Source organism: Pseudomonas sp. B6002 (assembly GCF_013385985.1).
In the GTDB taxonomy this organism is placed as follows: domain Bacteria; phylum Pseudomonadota; class Gammaproteobacteria; order Pseudomonadales; family Pseudomonadaceae; genus Aquipseudomonas.
The window spans coordinates 257740-275012 of record NZ_JACAOY010000010.1 but is presented as its reverse complement, the minus strand read 5'-3'; the positions used below and the strand labels follow the sequence as shown (position 1 = coordinate 275012).

Sequence of the window (17273 nt, the reverse complement as noted above, 5' to 3'; positions counted from 1 at the left end):
TTCAGGTTTTTGAGGTGTCAGTCAGGTTCCCATAGAGGTTAGAATCCCCGCCTAGCCCAGAGTAAGTACTTATGTCCCAAGAGCTTTCCGCCGAACAGATCCAACAGGCCCTGCAAGGCATCAGCGTGCCGCCCCAACCGCAAATCATGGTGGATTTGCAGATGGAGCAGTACATGCCCGACCCGGACCTGGAAGTGATCGCACGGTTGATCTCCCAGGACCCGGGCTTGTCCGGCGCACTGCTGAAAATCGTCAACTCGTCGTATTTCGGCCTGAGCAACAAGATCGCCTCGATCCAGCGTGCAGTGAACCTGCTGGGCAGCCGCTCGATCATCAACCTGATCAACGCGCTGTCGATCAGAGGCGAGATGAGCGACGACACCATCGTCACCCTCAACCGTTTCTGGGACACCGCCCAGGATGTGGCCATGACCTGCCTCACCCTGGCCAAACGCACCGGCGCCCAGGCGGTGGACGAAGCCTATGCTTTGGGCCTGTTCCACGATTGTGGCGTGCCGTTGATGCTCAAGCGCTTCCCCAATTACATGGCCGTGCTGGAAGAGGCCTACGCCAACGCCGGCCCGGATTGTCGCGTGGTCGACACCGAAAACAACGCGTTCAACACTAACCATGCGGTGGTGGGCTACTACACCGCCAAATCCTGGCGCCTGCCGCAACATGTGACCGACGCCATCGCCAACCACCACAATGCCCTGGCGATCTTCAGCGATGAGTCGTCGCGCAATTCCCAACTGAAAAACCTGCTGGCGATCCTCAAGATGGCAGAGCACATCTGCTCGTCCTACCGCGTACTGGGCAACCAGTCGGTGGACCACGAATGGAATGCCATTGGCCACCTGGTGCTGGACTACGTGGGCCTGTCGGACTACGACTTCGAAAGCATGAAGCTGTCGATCCGCGAGCTGGGCGCCCACTAAACCGTTCTTCACGAGGTACACATGCCCGAGTTACCAGAAGTCGAAACCACCCGACGCGGGATCGCACCGCACCTGGAAGGCCAGCGCGTCAGCCGCGTGGTGGTGCGTGAGCGCCGGCTGCGCTGGCCGATTCCGGAAGACCTCGATGTGCGCCTGTCGGGGCAGCGCATCGTGCTGGTGGAACGGCGGGCCAAGTACCTGCTGATCAACGCCGAAGTGGGCACTTTGATCAGCCATTTGGGCATGTCGGGCAACCTGCGACTGGTGGAAGTCGGGATGCCCGCCGCCAAGCATGAGCATGTGGACATCGAGTTGGAGTCGGGCCTGGCCCTGCGGTACACCGACCCTCGGCGTTTCGGCGCGATGCTGTGGAGCCAGGACCCGCACAACCATGAGCTGCTGATTCGCCTGGGGCCGGAGCCGCTGACCGACCTGTTTGACGGCGATCGCCTGTTCCAGCTGTCCCGCGGGCGTTCGATGGCGGTGAAGCCGTTCATCATGGACAACGCGGTGGTGGTGGGGGTGGGCAATATCTATGCGACGGAAGCGCTGTTCGCGGCGGGGATCGATCCGCGTCGCGAGGCCGGCGGCATTTCGCGGGGGCGTTATTTGAAGCTGGCGATCGAGATCAAGCGCGTGCTGGCGGCTGCCATCGAGCGCGGCGGCACGACGTTGCGCGATTTTATCGGCGGGGACGGGCAGCCGGGGTATTTCCAGCAGGAACTGTTCGTCTACGGCCGGGGCGGCGAGGCGTGCAAGGTGTGCGGGACTGAATTGCGCAATGTGGTGCTGGGGCAGCGGGCGAGTGTGTTTTGCCCTAAGTGTCAGCGCTGATTCTGTGTGATGGCTGATATCGCCATCGCGGGCAAGCCCGCTCCCACATTCGATCGCATTCTCATGTTGGAACTCGGTCAACTGTGGGAGCTGGCTTGCCTGCGATGAGGCCCTCAAGCCTTACCGGTAATCTTCCGGTATTTCTCCATCAACTGTTCTTCCGTCTCCGGATGGGCTTCATCCAATGGAATGCAATCCACCGGGCACACCTGCTGGCACTGGGGTTCGTCGTAGTGGCCGACGCACTGGGTGCACAGGTTCGGGTCGATCACGTAGATCTCTTCGCCTTGGGAAATCGCAGCGTTCGGGCACTCGGGTTCGCAGACGTCGCAATTGATGCAATCGTCGGTGATGATCAGGGACATGGAAACTCCTGCCAGGGCCGTCAGCCAAGGCATCTGAAAAACTAATGCGCGCAATTGTGCCGCATTGGCGCCCGGAGTGCGAGCAGGCGCCGATTGAGCGGTCTTACTTCTTGAAGCGCAGGGTCAGCGCATCGGCCACGGCGGGGTGGACGAACTTGGTGATATCTCCGCCTAAAGCGGCGATTTCACGCACCAATGTCGAGGAAATGAACGAATAACGTTCCGACGGCGTGAGGAACAGACTTTCCACGTCTGGCGCCAGTTGGCGGTTCATGTTGGCCAGCTGGAATTCGTATTCGAAGTCCGACACCGCACGCAGGCCACGCAGGAACACATTGGCGTTCTGCTCTTTGGCGAAATGCGCCAGCAAGGTCGAAAAGCCCACCACTTCCACGTTGGGCAGGTGCTTGGTGACCTCACGCGCCAACTCCACGCGCTGTTCCAGGGGAAACAGCGGGTTTTTCTTGGGGCTGGCCGCGACCGCGATGATTACATGGTCGAACAGGCGAGAGGCACGTTCGACCAGATCGCCATGGCCTTTGGTAATCGGGTCGAAGGTACCTGGGTACAACACTCGGTTCATCGCGTCGTCCTGGCGGAGTCCGTTGGGGAACCGGATGGTATCGCAGCCATCCCGGTCGGCCAAGTCAACTTATGTAGAAGAAAGCCCGATAGACCGTGTTTTTTCACGCCGTTTTCAGACGTTCGGCCAATGCTGTCGCCAGTTGCGCGGTCAATCCATACACCGACAATTGGGGGTTGGCCCCAATGCTGGTGGGGAACAGCGAGCCATCATGGATCGACAGGTTGCGCAGTTGGTGATGCCGACCCAGGCTGTCGGCCACGGCATTTTTCGGGTCTTCGCCCATCGCACAGCCGCCCATCACGTGGGCGCTGCCCAGGGTTGTGCGGTGCAATTCAAGGTTCAACCCGTCAATCACACTGCGCGCCCCGGCCAGAGTGGTCACGTAACGCGCATCGTGGTGCAGCGGCTTGACCGACTTGGCACCGGCCGCGAACTGGATCTCGGCCATGCTGTGGAAAGCCCGGCGCAGGCCATCCCAGGCGTAAGGTGAGACCTGGTAGTCGAGCACCGGCGTGCCGTCGCCGCGCAAATCCACCGTGCCGCCCTGGCTGTCAGGGTGGAAACCGTCGCGCAGCAGCGCCAGCATCGCGTGGGTGTGGGGCAGTTGGCTCATCTCCAGGGCATTCTGCCCGCCATAGCCGCCGAACAAGGTGCTGGCCAATCCTGGGTGCAAGGGTGGAGCTTCCAGCTTGTAGGACATTTTGCCGGTGGTGCCGTCCTGCCATTGGAAATGGTCGGAGTAAATGGACTGAGGTGCGCCGTAGAACGGGTTGATCACTTCGTCGAACAGCCCCGCAGAGAAATTCACCAGGTGCAGGAAAGTGCGCTTGCCGAGCCGCGAATGCGGGTCGGGCGCGTCCGAGCGCATCAGCAGTGCCGGGCTGTTGATGCCACCACCGGACAGCACGTAATGCTTGGCATTCACCGTGATCTTGCGCCCTGTGGGCGCCACGCAGCGTTCATCCATGGCAACGCATTCCAGGCTGCTGATGCTGTCGCCGCTGTATTTGAGGCGTTCGGCCCGCGCGAGGTACAGCAGCTCACCGCCTTTTTCCAGGGTGGACGGGATGGTGGTCACCAACATCGATTGCTTGGCGTTGACCGGGCAGCCCATGCCGCAATACCCCAGGTTGAAGCAGCCGCGCACATTGCGCGGGATCACGTGCCAGCTGTAGCCGAGCTTTTCGCAGCCTTTGCGGATCACGTCGTTGTTTGCATTTGGCGGGATGGCCCAGGGCGCAATGCCCAGGCGCTGCTCCATTTTTTCGAACCATGGCGCCATCTCGGCGCTGCTATGGCCCTTGACCGCGTATTCACTGGCCCAGTGGGCGAGGGTGGCGTCCGGGGTGCGAAAGCTCGAGGTCCAGTTGATCAGTGTGGTGCCACCGACGGCCCGGCCCTGCAGGATGGTGATCGCGCCATCCTTGCTCATGCGGCCAATGCCCTCCTGGTACAGGCTGGCGTAGGCCTCGTCCTCAAGCAGCTTGAAGTCGCTGCTGGTCTTGAGCGGGCCTTCTTCGATCAGCAACACTTTGTAGCCGGCAGCGCTGAGGATCTCGGCGGTGGTGCCGCCACCGGCGCCGCTGCCGATGATGGCCACGTCGGCTTCCAGGGTCAGGTCGTTTTCAAGGGCGGCGCCATTGTGGGTTTTCCAGCCACGGGCCAGGCCCTCGCGGAACAGATCGGGTACGGGCATAAACATGCACTCTTATTTTTGTACGACGTTGCAGTCACTGTGGGAGCTGGCTTGCCTGCGATAGCGGTCTGCCGGCCAGTGCATTTATTGCTGATCCACCGCTATCGCAGGCAAGCCAGCTCCCACAATTGATTTGGGGTGTCAGGGCTAGATCTTCGGCGGGCCGGGGTAGCCGCAATGGGCCCAGGACGCCGGTCGGAAATACCAGGCCATGATCACCAGCTTGAGCAGCGAGCCCTGGCCCATGCGCAGCAGGTTCAGGTAGCTGTTTTCCCAGCGGTGCAGGAAGTTGCGGATCTGCTCGGCGCTGGCGTTTTCCCAACTGCCCCAGACGCCGGTCAGCGGGCCACGGGTGATGCCCATGCCCAGCACGTCGAACAGTTGCTGGGTGAGCTTGAACATCTCCGGCGACAGGTGCTGCAGGCTGTAGTCGAGTTTTTTCAGAGTGTCCTCTATACCGGCGACCACCTCCTCGGCGCTGGCGGCGCCTTCCAGCAGCACCGGAATGACCGCCCGCAGAAACGGCAGGTCACTGCTGCGCAACATGGCAAAGCCGCTGGCCGGGGTGCTGCTGGAGCAACCACTGAGGCTGGCGCCCAGCCCGGCCGTGGCCAGGAAGGCACTGGCACACAGGCCGATCTTGAGGACGCCGCGCCGCGACAGCGCGGGTGTTTCAGTCAGGCTTGGGTTCATTGTTATTGTTATCCCGAGGGTGGTGGTTTCAGCGCACGAACAGTTTCTGGATCAACTTCTGGATCGATTTGCCATACGGCGGGTAGATCAGCTTCGCCGCGTTCAGGCGCTGTTTCACCAGCACACCCTTGGCCTTGCTGAACGTGAGGAAGCCTTCGTGGCCGTGGTAGTGGCCCATGCCGGAAGGGCCGATACCGCCAAACGGCATGTCGTCCTGGGCCACATGCAGCAGGGTGTCGTTCAGGCACACGCCACCGGAATGGGTCTCGTGGAGCACGCGGTTTTGCTCGGCCTTGTTGTAGCCGAAGTAATACAGGGCCAGTGGGCGAGGGCGCCCGTTGATGTAGGCAAACGCTTGGTCAAGGCCGCGATAGGGCACGATGGGCAGCACCGGGCCGAAGATTTCATCCTGCATCACCGTCATGTCGTCGCTGACATTCAGTAGCAGGCTGTGGGCCATGCGCCGGGCCTGGCCCTGGTCGTACAGCGAAATCAAGGTCGCGCCCTTGTCGGTGGCGTCCTTGACGTAGGCATTGAGCCGGGCCAATTGCCGCTCGTTGATAATCGCGGTGTAGTCCGGGTTGTCGGCCAGAGTCGGATAGAACCCGCGAACGGCCTGGGTGTAGGCCTCGACGAAACCGTCTACCCGATCCTCTGGAACCAGCACGTAGTCGGGGGCCACACAGGTTTGCCCGGCGTTCAGGGCTTTGCCGAAGGCGATACGTTCGGCGGCGTCTTTGAGTGGCACGTCGGCCGAGACGATCGCCGGGGACTTGCCACCCAGCTCCAGGGTGACCGGGGTCAGGTGTTCGGCCGCCGCCCGCATCACGTGTTTGCCGATGCTGGTGGCGCCGGTGAACAACAGGTGATCGAAGGGCAGCTTGGAAAACGCCATGCCGACTTCGGCCTCACCCAACACCACGCACACCAGATCCTCAGGGAATATTTTCGCCAGCAAGGCCTTGAGCAATTCGCCGGTGGCGGGGGTGGATTCACTGAGCTTGAGCATCACCCGGTTGCCGGCCGCCAACGCGCCGACCAGTGGCCCAATGGCCAGGTACAGCGGGTAGTTCCAGGGCACGATCACCCCGACCACCCCCAGCGGTTGATAAATGACTTTGGCTGATGCGGGCTGGAAGGCAATGCCTACGGCGCGGCGAGAAGGTTTCATCCAGCGTTTGAGGTGTTTGCTGGCGTAGTGAATGCCATGCAGGCTGGGCATCAGTTCGGCGAACAGGGTTTCGTCGGCGCTGCGATGGCTGAAGTCCTGGCTGATCGCGTTGATCAATGCTTGCCGCTCGTCACTGAGCAAATCGCGCAGGGCCTTGAGCCATTGCTGGCGTTGCGCGGCAGGCGGCATCGGGGTGGCCGCGTAGGCACGACGTTGGGCGTCGAACAGGTCCTGGAGTTGATCCAGCGCCTGGGAATCTTGCAGGTAAGCAACGTTGGCAGACATGGTGCAGTTCCCAATTGTTATTTGAATGGTTCATTTATTAGAGTCATTGCTCTAAATTGTCAAATAACATTGCAGCAACATGTGGATTTATCCCGGCAAGGATAGGCCGTAAGATGCCCCTTCACGTGTACAGAAGCTGATTCCCTATGGCACCACGAGTAAAGACCAGCGAGCGCATTGTGCAAACCAGCCTGGAGCTTTTTAACCAGCAGGGCGAGCGCAGTGTCAGCACCAACCATATTGCTGCCCATATGGAAATCTCCCCGGGCAACCTGTACTACCACTTCCCCAACAAGCAGGCGATCATCGCCGTGCTGTTTCGTGAATACGAAGCCCTGGTGGACAGTTTCCTGCGCCCGCCCCAGGGCCGCGCCGTCACCGTCGAAGACAAACGCTTCTACCTGCAAGCCGTGCTGGCCGGCATGTGGCGCTACCGTTTCCTGCACCGTGACCTCGAACACCTGCTGGAAAGCGACCCGGAGCTGGCCACCGGTTACCGGCGTTTTTCCCAGCGCTGCCTGACCCAGGGCGGTGCTATCTATCAAGGGTTTGTCGACGCGGGGATCCTCAATATGGACCCGGTGCAAACCGAGGCCCTAACCCTCAATGCCTGGATCATCCTCACCTCCTGGGTGCGTTTTTTGTGCACCACCAACGAAAATTCCACCCATTTGAGCGCTGAGGCGATCAAGCGTGGGGTGTATCAGGTGTTGGTACTGGAAGCAGGTTTCGTCACGCCCCAGGCGAAAGAGGCGGTGGATGCCCTGTTCAAAGAGTTTTACGTGCCGTTGAACCAGGCACTGGAAGAAGTGAAGTAGGACCTTTCCCGAATCTGTTCACAGGAGTCCGTCATGCCGCTTGCCCAATTGATCAGCCCCCAGCAACTGGCCGAGCGCCAGAAGGCCGGTGGATGGGTGATCCTCGACTGCCGCTTTGCCCTGGAAGACCCGGACTACGGGCTGTGCAGCTATGCCGAAGGGCATATCGACGGCGCGCAGTATGCTGATTTGGAGCGCCACCTCAGTGGCCCGGTGACCAAGGGTGTGACCGGTCGTCACCCGCTGCCTGCTGCCGATGCTCTGGTTCGACAATTGCGCGCCTGGGGCATCACCGACGACACCGACATCGTGCTGTATGACGACGGCCCCGGCGCCTATGCCGCCCGCGCCTGGTGGTTGCTGGCCTGGCTGGGCAAGCGCGAGGGCGTGTTTGTGCTGGACGGTGGCCTCAAGGCCTGGCACAGCGCAGGGTTCCCGCTGAGCCTGGACGCACCGGTGATCGAGCCCGGTACGTTTGCCGGCACGCCGGACAACCACCTGGTGCTGGACGCCGAACACCTGCAAAAACGCCTGGGCCAACCGGGCCTGACCTTGCTCGATGCCCGGGCCCAGGCGCGGTTTCGTGGCGACGTGGAGCCTATCGACCCGGTCGCCGGCCATATTCCGGGCGCGCAATGTGCGGCGTTCACTGAAAACCTGGGCAGTGATGGGCGCTTCCTGCCGGCCGAACAACTCAAGCAGCGCTTCGCCGCGCAACTACAGGGGCGCTCGCCGGATGAGCTGGTGGCGTATTGCGGTTCGGGCGTCACGGCGTGCCACAACCTGTTCGCCCTGAGCCTGGCGGGTTACCCGTTGGGCAAGTTGTATGCAGGGTCGTGGAGTGAGTGGATTACCGATCCAAACAGAACCATCGCAACCGGCGACTAAACACACCCCTGTAGGAGCCCGGCTTGCCGGCGATGGCGGTCTCACGGGCGCCATCGCCGGCAAGCCGGGCTCCTACAGGGGTGGTTTGTATTGTGTCAGTAGCCAGGCAGGAATACGGCGCTCCAGATAATAACCGGGGCGTTTGAGCGAACCGTCGACAAACCCCACATGCCCACCCTTGGCCAGCAGCTCAAACTCGGTGCACGCCGACAGTTCACTCGCCTCGGGCAAGCTGTGGGCAAACACAAACGGGTCATCCGCTGCCTGGATAATCAGGGTCGGCGTACGAATTGCCCCCAGGTAATAACGGCTCGACGCGCGGCGGTAATAGTCCTCGGCACTCAGGAAGCCGTGCAGCGGCGCGGTGACCCGGCCATCGAAATCCCAAAACGTGCGCATCTTCTCCAATGAGCCAAGGTCTTCCAGGGTCTTGAGCCCGTCCGCCCGGCCATCCTGCTCAAAGCGGCTCTGCTTGACGCGTATGTACGCCAGCATCTCGCGCATGAAGTGCTTCTGGTACACCCGCGAAAAGCCCAGCCCGATGCGATCGGCGCACTGGTCCAGGCGAAACGGTACCGACACTGCCGCCGCTCCTTGCAACCCCGACGCCTCGCCCGTCTCGCCCAAATGCTTGAGCAGCACGTTGCCGCCCAGCGAATACCCGACGGCATACAACGGCGCCAGCGGCCGCTTGGTGCGCAGATGGGCAATTGCGGCGGCCAGGTCTTCGCTGGCGCCCGAGTGATAGCTGCGCGCCAACAGGTTGGGCTCTCCCGAACACCCACGCCAGTTCAACGCGGCGCTGGCCCAACCTTGAGTGGCCAAGGCTTTTTGCAGCCCGGCCACGTAGGGCGAATTGGACGAGCCGGTCAGACCGTGCAACACCAGCACCAACGGCGCTTGCGCATCGTGAGGGCCGTGCCAGTCGAGGTCGAGGAAGTCACCGTCGTCCAGCCAAAGGCGTTCGCGCTGGCGTTCAATGTGGGTGGTGGGGCGCCACAACGGTCCCCACAAGGTTTGCAGGTGAGGGTTGCCGAGGCCGAAGGCGGGTTTAAACAGGTCGGCGGAAGGTTTCATCAATGTCTCTATGGCGAACACACTTGTAGTGAGCGGGCTTGCCCCGCGCCGGGGGCGCCGCTCCCTAAACCCAGGCACCTCGGATTTTCTGAAGCACCGCGGTTCCCCTGGCGCGGGGCAAGCCCGCTCACTACAGTCAAGCGATGCTGCGTTGCCACAGCGCGTAGTAGACGCGGCCGGACTTTTGCTCGCGGTGCAAGCGCCAGGTGCCGGGCAAGCCCAGGGTCGAGGGCGCGGTTTCGCTTTCAGTGTAGATCCACGAATCCGGCGCCAGCCATTGGCGTTCTTCCAGCAGCGCGCAGACGGTCGGCAGCAGGTTCTGGTTGAACGGCGGGTCGAGGAACACCACGTCGAACTCGCTGGCCGGCTGGGTTTCCAGGTAGCGCAGGGCGTCGGCGGTCTGTACCTGGCCGGTGGTGCAGCGCAGGGTGCCCAGGTGTTCCTTGAGGCTGGAAACCGCCACATTGCTGGCGTCCAGCGCCTGGCCCAGGGCGGCGCCACGGGACAGTGCTTCCAGGAACAGCGCACCGCTGCCCGCGAACGGGTCCAGCACCTTGGCGTCCGCAATGTACGGCGCGAGCCAGTTGAATAGGGTTTCGCGCACGCGGTCCGGCGTGGGGCGCAGGCCCACCACGTCGGGGAAGCTCAGCTTGCGGCTGCGCCATTCGCCGCCAATGATGCGCAGCTGGCCCACACCGTTATGCACGTTGTGGACAGGTTTTTTCGGGCGAGATGAACTGGCCATTAATGCTCCGGAACCCCGAGCGGCTGCTCGGCGGGTTTATCAGTGGGGGGCGGTAGTGGCTTTTGCGCAATCGTCGGGCCGGCGGTCACGATGACCATCTTGTCGGCGCTCAAGTGTTTATTCATTGCAGCCTTGACCTGCTCTACGGTCAGGGCCTGGGATTGTTTCATGAAATCCTCAAGATAGCTCAGCGGCAGGTTATAGAAACCCATGGCGCCCAACTGCCCGACGATGTCGGCGTTGCTGGCGGTGGACAGCGGGAAGCTGCCCGCCAGCTCGCGCTTGGCGTCGTCCAGTTCCTTCTGGGTCGGGCCGTTCTTGAGGTAATCGGCCAGCACATCCTCCACCAGGCGCAGGGTGCCGCCGCTCATTTCGGCGCGGGTCTGCAGCTGGATCATGAACGGGCCGCGCACCTGCATCGGCGAGAAGCCGGAGTACACGCCGTAGGTCAGGCCGCGTTTCTCGCGCACTTCGCTCATCAAGCGGGTGCCGAAGCCGCCGCCGCCGAGGATCTGGTTGCCCAGGGACAACGCGGCGTAATCCGGGTCGGCGCGGTCGATGCCCAGTTGGGCGAACAGCAGGTGGGTCTGCTTGGACGGGAACTCGATATGGCTTAGGCCGGCCTTGGGCTCGGCAGGCTGGGCAATCTTCGCCAGGGCCGGGCCTTTGGGCAGCGAGGCCGAGACCTTGGCGGTCATGGCTTCGGCCTCGGCGCGGGTAAGGTCGCCGACCACGGCGATCACGGCGTTGCCGGCGGCATAGGCCTTGGCGTGGAACGCCTGCAACTGCGCCAGGGTAATCGCGGGAACGCTCTGGGGCGTGCCCTCGCTCGGATGAGCGTACGGGTGGTCGCCATACAGGCGCTTGAACAGCTCCAGGCTCGCCAGCTTGCCGGGGTTCTGTTTCTGGTACTCGAAGCCCGCCAGGATCTGGTTCTTGATCCGCGCCAGGGAATCGGCCGGGAACGTCGGCTTGCCGATCACCTGGTCAAACAGCGCCAGCGCGGCGTCGCGCTTGTTGCTGTCGCTCAGGCTGCGCAGGGACACCAGCGCCATGTCGCGGTAGGCGCCATTGCCAAAATCGGCGCCCAGGCCTTCAAAGCCACTGGCGATCTGGCTGACATCCTTGCCCGGCACGCCTTCGTTGAGCATGGCGTTGGTCATCAGCGCCAGGCCCGGGACGTTGCCGTCCTGGCTGCTGCCGGCCGCGAACAGGATGCGCATGTCGAACATCGGCAGTTCGTGGGCCTCGACGAACAGCACCTTGGCACCCTCGGCAGTGGTCCAGGTTTGCACGTCGAGCTTGCGGTTGGTCGGCGCCTTGCCGTCCAGCTCTGCCAGGGATTGCAGCTTGTTGGCCGATTGGGCTTTTTCCAGCGCCGGGCTGGCCACGGATTCGCTCGGGCGCAGGAAATACACGGCGCTCGCCGCGATCAGGGTGACCACGACCAGGCCGGGGAAGATCAGGCGGCTGCTTTTGCGATCACTCATGAGCGGTCTCCTCAGGCAGGACATGGGCGACGCTGAGGCGTTCGCGAGTGAAATAAGTGCGCGCGGCTTTCTGGATGTCTTCCGGGGTCACGCTTTGCAGGTCAGCCAGTTCGGTGTCCATGAGCTTCCAGGACAGGCCGACGGTTTCCAGGGAGCCGATGGCCGTGGCCTGGCTGGTGATGGAATCGCGCTGGTAAACCACGCCGGCAATGACCTGGGCGCGGATACGCTCCAGCTCCTCGTTGGTCGGCGGCTTGGCTTTCAACTCATCCAGCAGGCGCCACAGGCCGGCTTCGGCTTGGGCGATGGTCTTTTTCTTCTGCTGGTTCGGCGTGGCGGTCAGGGTGAACAGGCTGTCGCCACGGGTGTAGGCGTCGTAGCTGGTGGAGGCGGCCGAGACCAGCTCTTCACCACGCTCCAGCTGTTCCGAAATGCGCGCGCTGTAACCGCCATCCAACAGGGCGGAGAGCAGGCGCAGGGCTTGCACCGAGCGCTTGTCCTCTGCGGTGGCCAGGCCTGGCACATTGAAGCCGAGAATGACGCTCGGCAGTTGGGTCTGCACATGCATGGTCAGCAGGCGCTCGCCGGGCTCGGCCAGTTCCAGCGGGACCTTGGCGGGTGGCACGTCACGTTTGGGGATCGGGCCAAAGTAGCGCTGGGCCAGTTTTTTTACTTCATCCGGGGTGACATCGCCCACGACGACCAAGGTGGCGTTGTTCGGCACGTACCAGGATTGGTACCAGTGGCGCAGCTCTTCGACTTTCATGCGTTCCAGGTCGGCCATCCAGCCGATGGTCGGCGTGTGGTAGCCGCTGGCGGGGTAGGCCATGGCCTTGAAGCGCTCGTAGGCCTTGGACATGGGGTTGTCGTCGGTGCGCAGGCGGCGTTCTTCCTTGATGACCTCGATCTCGCGGCTGAACTCGTCGGCCGGCAGGCGCAGGCTGGCCATGCGGTCGGCTTCCAGTTCGAAGGCGACACCCAGGCGGTCACGGGCCAGTACTTGGTAGTAGGCGGTGTAGTCGTCGCTGGTAAAGGCATTTTCTTCGGCGCCCAGGTCGCGCAGGATCAGCGAGGCTTCGCCGGGGCCGATCTTGGCGCTGCCCTTGAACATCATGTGCTCCAGGGCGTGGGACAAACCGGTCTGGCCCGGGGTTTCGTAGCTCGAACCGACCTTGTACCAGACCTGGGAAACCACAACCGGCGCGCGATGGTCTTCGCGCACGACCACCTTGAGGCCGTTATCCAGGGTGAATTCGTGGGTGGGTTGTGGGTCGGCAGCCAAGGCTGAAAGAGGCAGACAAACTGTGCTGAACAGCAGGCCTGCGGCGTGGCGGGCTAGAGCATTCATTCGTTTTTAAACCTGTTGGGCTGCCCGCTTGGTCTTAGCGTCGGCGGGCGAGGAGGTGCTAGGATACTGGTCGGATTTACGAACGGCCACTGCGGCTGTCCTGTTAAGGCTCTATTTAGGCCTTACAAAATGTTGCGCATGAACGAGCTGGCTAAAAAACAGTCTGTTACGCATCGAATTTTATTTACCGACGCGCCTGCTGGCGCGTCGCTACCTTGAGATAGCCGTCTCCATGTTTGGTTCCAACGACGACAAGAAGACCCCAGCTGCGGCTGGCGAGAAAAAAGGCCTGTTCGGATGGCTGCGCAAAAAGCCGCAGGAAACCGTCGACGAACAGCCGCAGGTTCAGCCTGAACCTATCCCTGAGCCCATCGTAGAAGCCCAACCGGTCGTAGAAACCCCGGCGCCAGTGGTATTGCCGATGGCTGAACCGGTGTTGCAGCCCGTGGTTGAAGCTGCACCAGAGCCCGAACCAGAGCCCAAGCCGTGGCTGGAGCTGCCGGTCGCTGAAGAACCGGTGGCCCTGGTTGAAGACGTGCAGGCCGAACACATCACGCCGCCGATTCCAGCCGTGGTTGAGCCAGTGGTTGTCGCCGTCGAAGCCGCAGCGCCTGCGGTCATCGAGCCTGCGCCCGTCGTTGCAGCGCCCGAAACCAGCAAAACCGGCTTCTTCGCCCGCCTCAAGCAAGGCCTGAGCAAGACCAGCGCCAGCATTGGCGAAGGCATGGCCAGCCTGTTCCTGGGCAAAAAAGTCATTGATGACGAGCTGCTCGAAGACATCGAGACCCGCCTGCTCACCGCCGACGTGGGTGTCGAAGCCACCGCCGTGATCATCCAGAGCCTGACCCAGAAGGTCGCGCGCAAGCAGTTGACCGACGCCGACGCCCTCTACAAATCCCTGCAGGCCGAGCTGGCCGCGATGCTCAAGCCCGTGGAAGCTCCGCTGGTGATCAAGCCGAACAAGCCGTTCGTGATCCTCGTTGTGGGCGTGAACGGTGCGGGCAAGACCACCACCATCGGCAAGTTGGCCAAGAAGCTGCAGTCCGAAGGCAAAAAAGTCATGCTGGCGGCCGGTGATACCTTCCGTGCCGCTGCCGTAGAACAGCTGCAAGTCTGGGGTGAGCGCAACAAGATCCCGGTGATTGCCCAGCACACCGGCGCCGATTCCGCCTCCGTGATCTTCGATGCCGTGCAGGCCGCCAAGGCCCGTAACATCGATGTGCTGATCGCCGACACCGCAGGCCGCCTGCACACCAAAGACAATTTGATGGAAGAGCTGAAGAAAGTACGCCGCGTGATCGGCAAGCTCGACGCAGACGCTCCCCACGAAGTGTTGCTGGTGCTTGACGCCGGCACTGGCCAGAACGCCATCAGCCAGGCCAAGCAATTTAACCAGACGGTGCAACTGACCGGCCTGGCATTGACTAAGCTCGACGGCACGGCCAAGGGCGGCGTGATCTTTGCCCTGGCCAAACAGTTCGGGTTGCCGATTCGTTATATCGGCGTCGGTGAAGGCATCGATGACCTGCGCACCTTTGAAGCCGAACCCTTTGTACAGGCACTGTTTGCCGAGCGGGAGCGTTCATGATTCGATTCGAACAGGTCGGTAAACGCTATGCCAACGGGCATGTGGGCTTGCATGAGCTGAGCTTTCGAGTGCGTCGTGGCGAGTTTCTGTTTGTAACCGGCCACTCCGGTGCCGGCAAAAGTACCTTGTTGCGCTTGCTGCTGGCCATGGAACGCCCGACCACCGGCAAGCTGCTGCTGGCCGGCCAGGATCTGGCAACCATCAGCAATGCGCAGATTCCGTTCCTGCGCCGCCAGATCGGCGTGGTGTTCCAGAACCACCAGTTGCTGTTTGATCGCACCGTGTTCAATAACGTGGCGCTGCCGCTGCAGATCCTCGGGCTGTCCAAGGCCGAGATCGTCAAGCGCGTGGATTCGGCCCTGGAGCGCGTGGCGCTGTCGGACAAGACCGATCTCTACCCGGGCGACCTGTCCACCGGCCAGCAACAGCGCGTCGGCATCGCCCGCGCCATCGTCCATCGCCCGGCCCTGCTGCTGGCGGACGAACCTACCGGTAACCTCGACCCGCGCCTGGCGGCCGAGATCATGGGCGTGTTCGAAGACATCAACCGCCTGGGCACCAGCGTGCTGATCGCCAGCCACGACCTGGCCCTGATCGCCCGCATGCGCCACCGCATGCTGACCCTGCAACGCGGCCGCCTGATCGGTGACGGGGAGGCCGGAGTATGAGTGCAACACGCAGCCCCAAGGTTTCCGAGCGCGTGGCGCCCAAAGCCGCCGACCCGCAACCGCAGAAAAAGAAAAAACACGACGAGGATGATGGCCCGGACTTCGGTACGCTGCTGCGCGCCTGGATCGAAAGCCATCGCGCCAGCCTGCTGGACAGCCTGCGTCGTCTGGGCAAGCAACCGATCGGCAGCTTCTTTACCTGCCTGGTAATGGCTGTGGCCTTGAGCCTGCCGATGGGCTTGTCGTTGCTGCTTAATAATGTGGAGCGCCTGGGCGGCTCCTGGCAGCGTGCGGCGCAGATTTCGCTGTACCTGAACATCGATGCCAGCGCCAAAGAGGGCGAGGCCCTGCGCGATGACATCAAGAACCTGCCCGGCGTAGCAGACGCCGAGTACATCAGCCGCGACCAGGCCCTGGAAGAGTTCCAGCAACAGTCCGGCCTGGGCGAAGCGCTGAAAGAGCTGCCGCAGAACCCGCTGCCGGGCGTGGTGCTGGTTACGCCAAATGAAGTGGACAAGCCCGCGCTGGAAGCCCTGCGACAAAAACTCGCAGAGATGCCCAAGGTGCAGCAGGCGCAGCTTGATCTAGTCTGGGTGGAGCGCCTGGCGGCGATTCTCAAGCTGGGCGACCGCTTTGTGTTCGGCCTGACGGTGTTGTTGGTGTCTGCATTACTTTTGGTGATAGGTAATACCATTCGTCTTCATATTGAAAACCGTCGCACCGAGATAGAAGTGATTAAACTGGTCGGCGGCACAGACAGCTATGTGCGTCGTCCTTTTCTGTACATGGGCGCGCTTTATGGCTTTGGTGCCGGGATTTTGTCCTGGGGAGTGCTGGCGTTTGGCCTTGACTGGCTGAACGACGCGGTGATCGGGCTGGCTGGCTTGTACGGCAGCGATTTCGCCCTGGCGGGCGTGCCGGTAGCCGATGGTCTGAGTCTCTTGCTTGGCGCAGTCTTGTTGGGGTATATCGGTGCTTGGATTGCGGTCGCCCGTCACTTACGTGAGTTGGCACCGAAGTAGTTAATGTCAGATTAATGTGGTTTCGTTTGTATTGACCGTATTGGTGGTTTAGGGAACTTGTCCTACGGTTCCCGGTCAATTTTCGCAGTGCTTCACTGCACGAGTTATGTGAGTCGGAGGTTTTTTCGTATGACCACTTCTTTGCAACCTGCTTATGCCTTGGTCCCGGGTGCGAACCTGGAAGCCTATGTGCACACGGTCAACAGCATTCCATTGCTGACGCCCGAGCAGGAGCGTGAACTGGCCGAGAGTCTCTACTATGAGCAGGATTTGGGGGCGGCTCGGCAGATGGTGCTCGCCCACCTGCGTTTTGTCGTACATATCGCCCGTAGCTACAGCGGCTACGGCCTGGCCCAGGCTGACCTGATCCAGGAAGGCAACGTCGGCCTGATGAAGGCTGTGAAACGCTTCAACCCGGAAATGGGCGTGCGTTTGGTGTCGTTTGCCGTGCACTGGATCAAGGCGGAAATTCACGAATTCATCCTGCGCAACTGGCGCATCGTGAAAGTCGCGACCACCAAGGCCCAGCGCAAGCTGTTCTTCAACCTGCGCAGCCAGAAGAAACGCCTGGCGTGGCTGAACAACGAGGAAGTCCACCGCGTGGCCGAAAGCCTCGGCGTGGAGCCTCGTGAAGTGCGCGAGATGGAAAGTCGCCTGACCGGCCATGACATGGCCTTCGACCCTGCTGCTGAAGCAGACGACGACAGCGCCTTCCAATCGCCGGCCAACTACCTGGAAGACCACCGGTACGACCCGGCGCGTCAACTGGAGGATGCGGACTGGAGCGACAACTCCAACCACAACCTGCACGAAGCGCTGGAAGTGCTGGACGACCGCAGCCGTGACATCCTCTACCAGCGCTGGCTGGCAGAAGACAAAGCCACGCTGCACGACCTGGCGCAGAAGTACAACGTGTCGGCCGAGCGAATTCGTCAGCTTGAGAAGAGCGCGATGAACAAGCTGAAGTTGTCGATCGCCGCATAACACGCAGCGATAAGACAGAAAAATGCCCCGATCGAAAGATCAGGGCATTTTTGTTTCCGGCCTCACGCACCCCGTGT

17 protein-coding genes are annotated in these 17273 nt (G+C 61.9%); 8 read left to right on the top strand and 9 right to left on the bottom strand.

The genetic code is table 11. The annotated features are described in order from the left end of the window. Nucleotides 1-125 precede the first annotated feature (125 nt). Both HX792_RS14805 and mutM read left to right on the top strand, forming a co-directional pair. Nucleotides 126-938 carry an HDOD domain-containing protein gene (locus HX792_RS14805; protein ID WP_176996901.1) on the top strand — a complete coding sequence of 271 codons (813 nt, stop codon included), beginning with the start codon at nucleotides 126-128 and terminating at the stop codon, nucleotides 936-938. A gap of 21 nt (nucleotides 939-959) precedes the next feature. Next, complete coding sequence (gene mutM, locus HX792_RS14800; RefSeq protein ID WP_176996787.1) at nucleotides 960-1772, top strand: bifunctional DNA-formamidopyrimidine glycosylase/DNA-(apurinic or apyrimidinic site) lyase; 813 nt, start codon at nucleotides 960-962, stop codon at nucleotides 1770-1772. 113 nt (nucleotides 1773-1885) lie between these two features. On the opposite strand, the gene HX792_RS14795 is transcribed toward mutM, so the two are convergent. From HX792_RS14795 to HX792_RS14775, 5 genes are all read right to left on the bottom strand, one after another. Continuing rightward, nucleotides 1886-2137 carry a YfhL family 4Fe-4S dicluster ferredoxin gene (locus tag HX792_RS14795; RefSeq protein ID WP_003195146.1) on the bottom strand — a complete coding sequence of 84 codons (252 nt, stop codon included), beginning with the start codon at nucleotides 2135-2137 and terminating at the stop codon, nucleotides 1886-1888. Nucleotides 2138-2240: 103 nt separating this feature from the next. Then, entirely contained in the window at nucleotides 2241-2720 is a 480-nt protein-coding gene (gene coaD / locus HX792_RS14790) for a pantetheine-phosphate adenylyltransferase (RefSeq protein ID WP_003176711.1), read from the bottom strand. Nucleotides 2721-2823: 103 nt separating this feature from the next. Next, a complete protein-coding gene (locus HX792_RS14785) occupies nucleotides 2824-4419 on the bottom strand; it encodes a GMC family oxidoreductase (RefSeq protein ID WP_176996786.1) in 1596 nt (531 codons plus the stop codon). A 147-nt stretch (nucleotides 4420-4566) separates the two neighbouring features. Continuing rightward, nucleotides 4567-5112 (bottom strand): twin-arginine translocation pathway signal protein, encoded by a 546-nt coding sequence (locus HX792_RS14780; protein WP_176996785.1) that lies wholly within the window; start codon nucleotides 5110-5112, stop codon nucleotides 4567-4569. A 28-nt stretch (nucleotides 5113-5140) separates the two neighbouring features. Continuing rightward, entirely contained in the window at nucleotides 5141-6568 is a 1428-nt protein-coding gene (locus tag HX792_RS14775) for a coniferyl aldehyde dehydrogenase (protein WP_176996784.1), read from the bottom strand. A 146-nt stretch (nucleotides 6569-6714) separates the two neighbouring features. Between HX792_RS14775 and HX792_RS14770 the strand changes: the two genes are divergently transcribed. Next, complete coding sequence (locus HX792_RS14770) at nucleotides 6715-7386, top strand: TetR/AcrR family transcriptional regulator (protein ID WP_176996783.1); 672 nt, start codon at nucleotides 6715-6717, stop codon at nucleotides 7384-7386. 33 nt (nucleotides 7387-7419) lie between these two features. Further along, on the top strand, nucleotides 7420-8274 hold the full coding sequence (locus HX792_RS14765) for a sulfurtransferase (RefSeq protein WP_176996782.1): 855 nt from the start codon (nucleotides 7420-7422) through the stop codon (nucleotides 8272-8274). Nucleotides 8275-8346: 72 nt separating this feature from the next. Here the strand turns inward: HX792_RS14765 and HX792_RS14760 are convergent, their stop codons facing one another. From HX792_RS14760 to HX792_RS14745, 4 genes are all read right to left on the bottom strand, one after another. Continuing rightward, entirely contained in the window at nucleotides 8347-9351 is a 1005-nt protein-coding gene (locus HX792_RS14760) for a hydrolase (RefSeq protein ID WP_176996781.1), read from the bottom strand. Between the two features lie 136 nt (nucleotides 9352-9487). Beyond that, the gene (gene rsmD / locus HX792_RS14755) at nucleotides 9488-10096 is read right to left on the bottom strand and encodes a 16S rRNA (guanine(966)-N(2))-methyltransferase RsmD (protein ID WP_176996780.1); all 609 of its coding nucleotides are present in this window, start codon (nucleotides 10094-10096) and stop codon (nucleotides 9488-9490) included. Then, complete coding sequence (locus HX792_RS14750; RefSeq protein WP_176996779.1) at nucleotides 10096-11586, bottom strand: pitrilysin family protein; 1491 nt, start codon at nucleotides 11584-11586, stop codon at nucleotides 10096-10098. Before HX792_RS14750 ends, rsmD begins: the two co-directional genes overlap by 1 nt. Continuing rightward, on the bottom strand, nucleotides 11579-12934 hold the full coding sequence (locus HX792_RS14745) for a pitrilysin family protein (protein ID WP_176996778.1): 1356 nt from the start codon (nucleotides 12932-12934) through the stop codon (nucleotides 11579-11581). Before HX792_RS14745 ends, HX792_RS14750 begins: the two co-directional genes overlap by 8 nt. A 232-nt stretch (nucleotides 12935-13166) precedes the next feature. Here HX792_RS14745 and ftsY point away from each other — a divergent pair, with 232 nt between their 5' ends. The 4 genes from ftsY to rpoH all read left to right on the top strand — a co-directional run bounded on the left by ftsY (nucleotide 13167) and on the right by rpoH (nucleotide 17196). Next, nucleotides 13167-14522 (top strand): signal recognition particle-docking protein FtsY, encoded by a 1356-nt coding sequence (gene ftsY, locus HX792_RS14740; protein ID WP_176996777.1) that lies wholly within the window; start codon nucleotides 13167-13169, stop codon nucleotides 14520-14522. Next, a complete protein-coding gene (gene ftsE / locus HX792_RS14735; protein ID WP_003234627.1) occupies nucleotides 14519-15190 on the top strand; it encodes a cell division ATP-binding protein FtsE in 672 nt (223 codons plus the stop codon). The genes ftsY and ftsE overlap by 4 nt, the downstream gene beginning before the upstream one ends. Further along, a complete protein-coding gene (gene ftsX / locus HX792_RS14730; RefSeq protein WP_176996776.1) occupies nucleotides 15187-16212 on the top strand; it encodes a permease-like cell division protein FtsX in 1026 nt (341 codons plus the stop codon). Before ftsE ends, ftsX begins: the two co-directional genes overlap by 4 nt. A 129-nt stretch (nucleotides 16213-16341) precedes the next feature. Beyond that, nucleotides 16342-17196 carry an RNA polymerase sigma factor RpoH gene (rpoH, locus tag HX792_RS14725; protein ID WP_016972967.1) on the top strand — a complete coding sequence of 285 codons (855 nt, stop codon included), beginning with the start codon at nucleotides 16342-16344 and terminating at the stop codon, nucleotides 17194-17196. Nucleotides 17197-17273 lie beyond the last annotated feature (77 nt).

Coding starts and splice junctions, on each gene's coding strand:
- HX792_RS14745 (WP_176996778.1), bottom strand. CDS start 12,934: ATGAATGCTCTAGCCCGCCACGCCGCAGGCCTGCTGTTCAGCACAGTT.
- rsmD (WP_176996780.1), bottom strand. CDS start 10,096: ATGGCCAGTTCATCTCGCCCGAAAAAACCTGTCCACAACGTGCATAAC.
- ftsY (WP_176996777.1), top strand. CDS start 13,167: ATGTTTGGTTCCAACGACGACAAGAAGACCCCAGCTGCGGCTGGCGAG.
- HX792_RS14775 (WP_176996784.1), bottom strand. CDS start 6,568: ATGTCTGCCAACGTTGCTTACCTGCAAGATTCCCAGGCGCTGGATCAA.
- HX792_RS14780 (WP_176996785.1), bottom strand. CDS start 5,112: ATGAACCCAAGCCTGACTGAAACACCCGCGCTGTCGCGGCGCGGCGTC.
- HX792_RS14785 (WP_176996786.1), bottom strand. CDS start 4,419: ATGCCCGTACCCGATCTGTTCCGCGAGGGCCTGGCCCGTGGCTGGAAA.
- ftsE (WP_003234627.1), top strand. CDS start 14,519: ATGATTCGATTCGAACAGGTCGGTAAACGCTATGCCAACGGGCATGTG.
- HX792_RS14760 (WP_176996781.1), bottom strand. CDS start 9,351: ATGAAACCTTCCGCCGACCTGTTTAAACCCGCCTTCGGCCTCGGCAAC.
- HX792_RS14765 (WP_176996782.1), top strand. CDS start 7,420: ATGCCGCTTGCCCAATTGATCAGCCCCCAGCAACTGGCCGAGCGCCAG.
- rpoH (WP_016972967.1), top strand. CDS start 16,342: ATGACCACTTCTTTGCAACCTGCTTATGCCTTGGTCCCGGGTGCGAAC.
- HX792_RS14770 (WP_176996783.1), top strand. CDS start 6,715: ATGGCACCACGAGTAAAGACCAGCGAGCGCATTGTGCAAACCAGCCTG.
- coaD (WP_003176711.1), bottom strand. CDS start 2,720: ATGAACCGAGTGTTGTACCCAGGTACCTTCGACCCGATTACCAAAGGC.
- HX792_RS14795 (WP_003195146.1), bottom strand. CDS start 2,137: ATGTCCCTGATCATCACCGACGATTGCATCAATTGCGACGTCTGCGAA.
- HX792_RS14750 (WP_176996779.1), bottom strand. CDS start 11,586: ATGAGTGATCGCAAAAGCAGCCGCCTGATCTTCCCCGGCCTGGTCGTG.
- ftsX (WP_176996776.1), top strand. CDS start 15,187: ATGAGTGCAACACGCAGCCCCAAGGTTTCCGAGCGCGTGGCGCCCAAA.
- mutM (WP_176996787.1), top strand. CDS start 960: ATGCCCGAGTTACCAGAAGTCGAAACCACCCGACGCGGGATCGCACCG.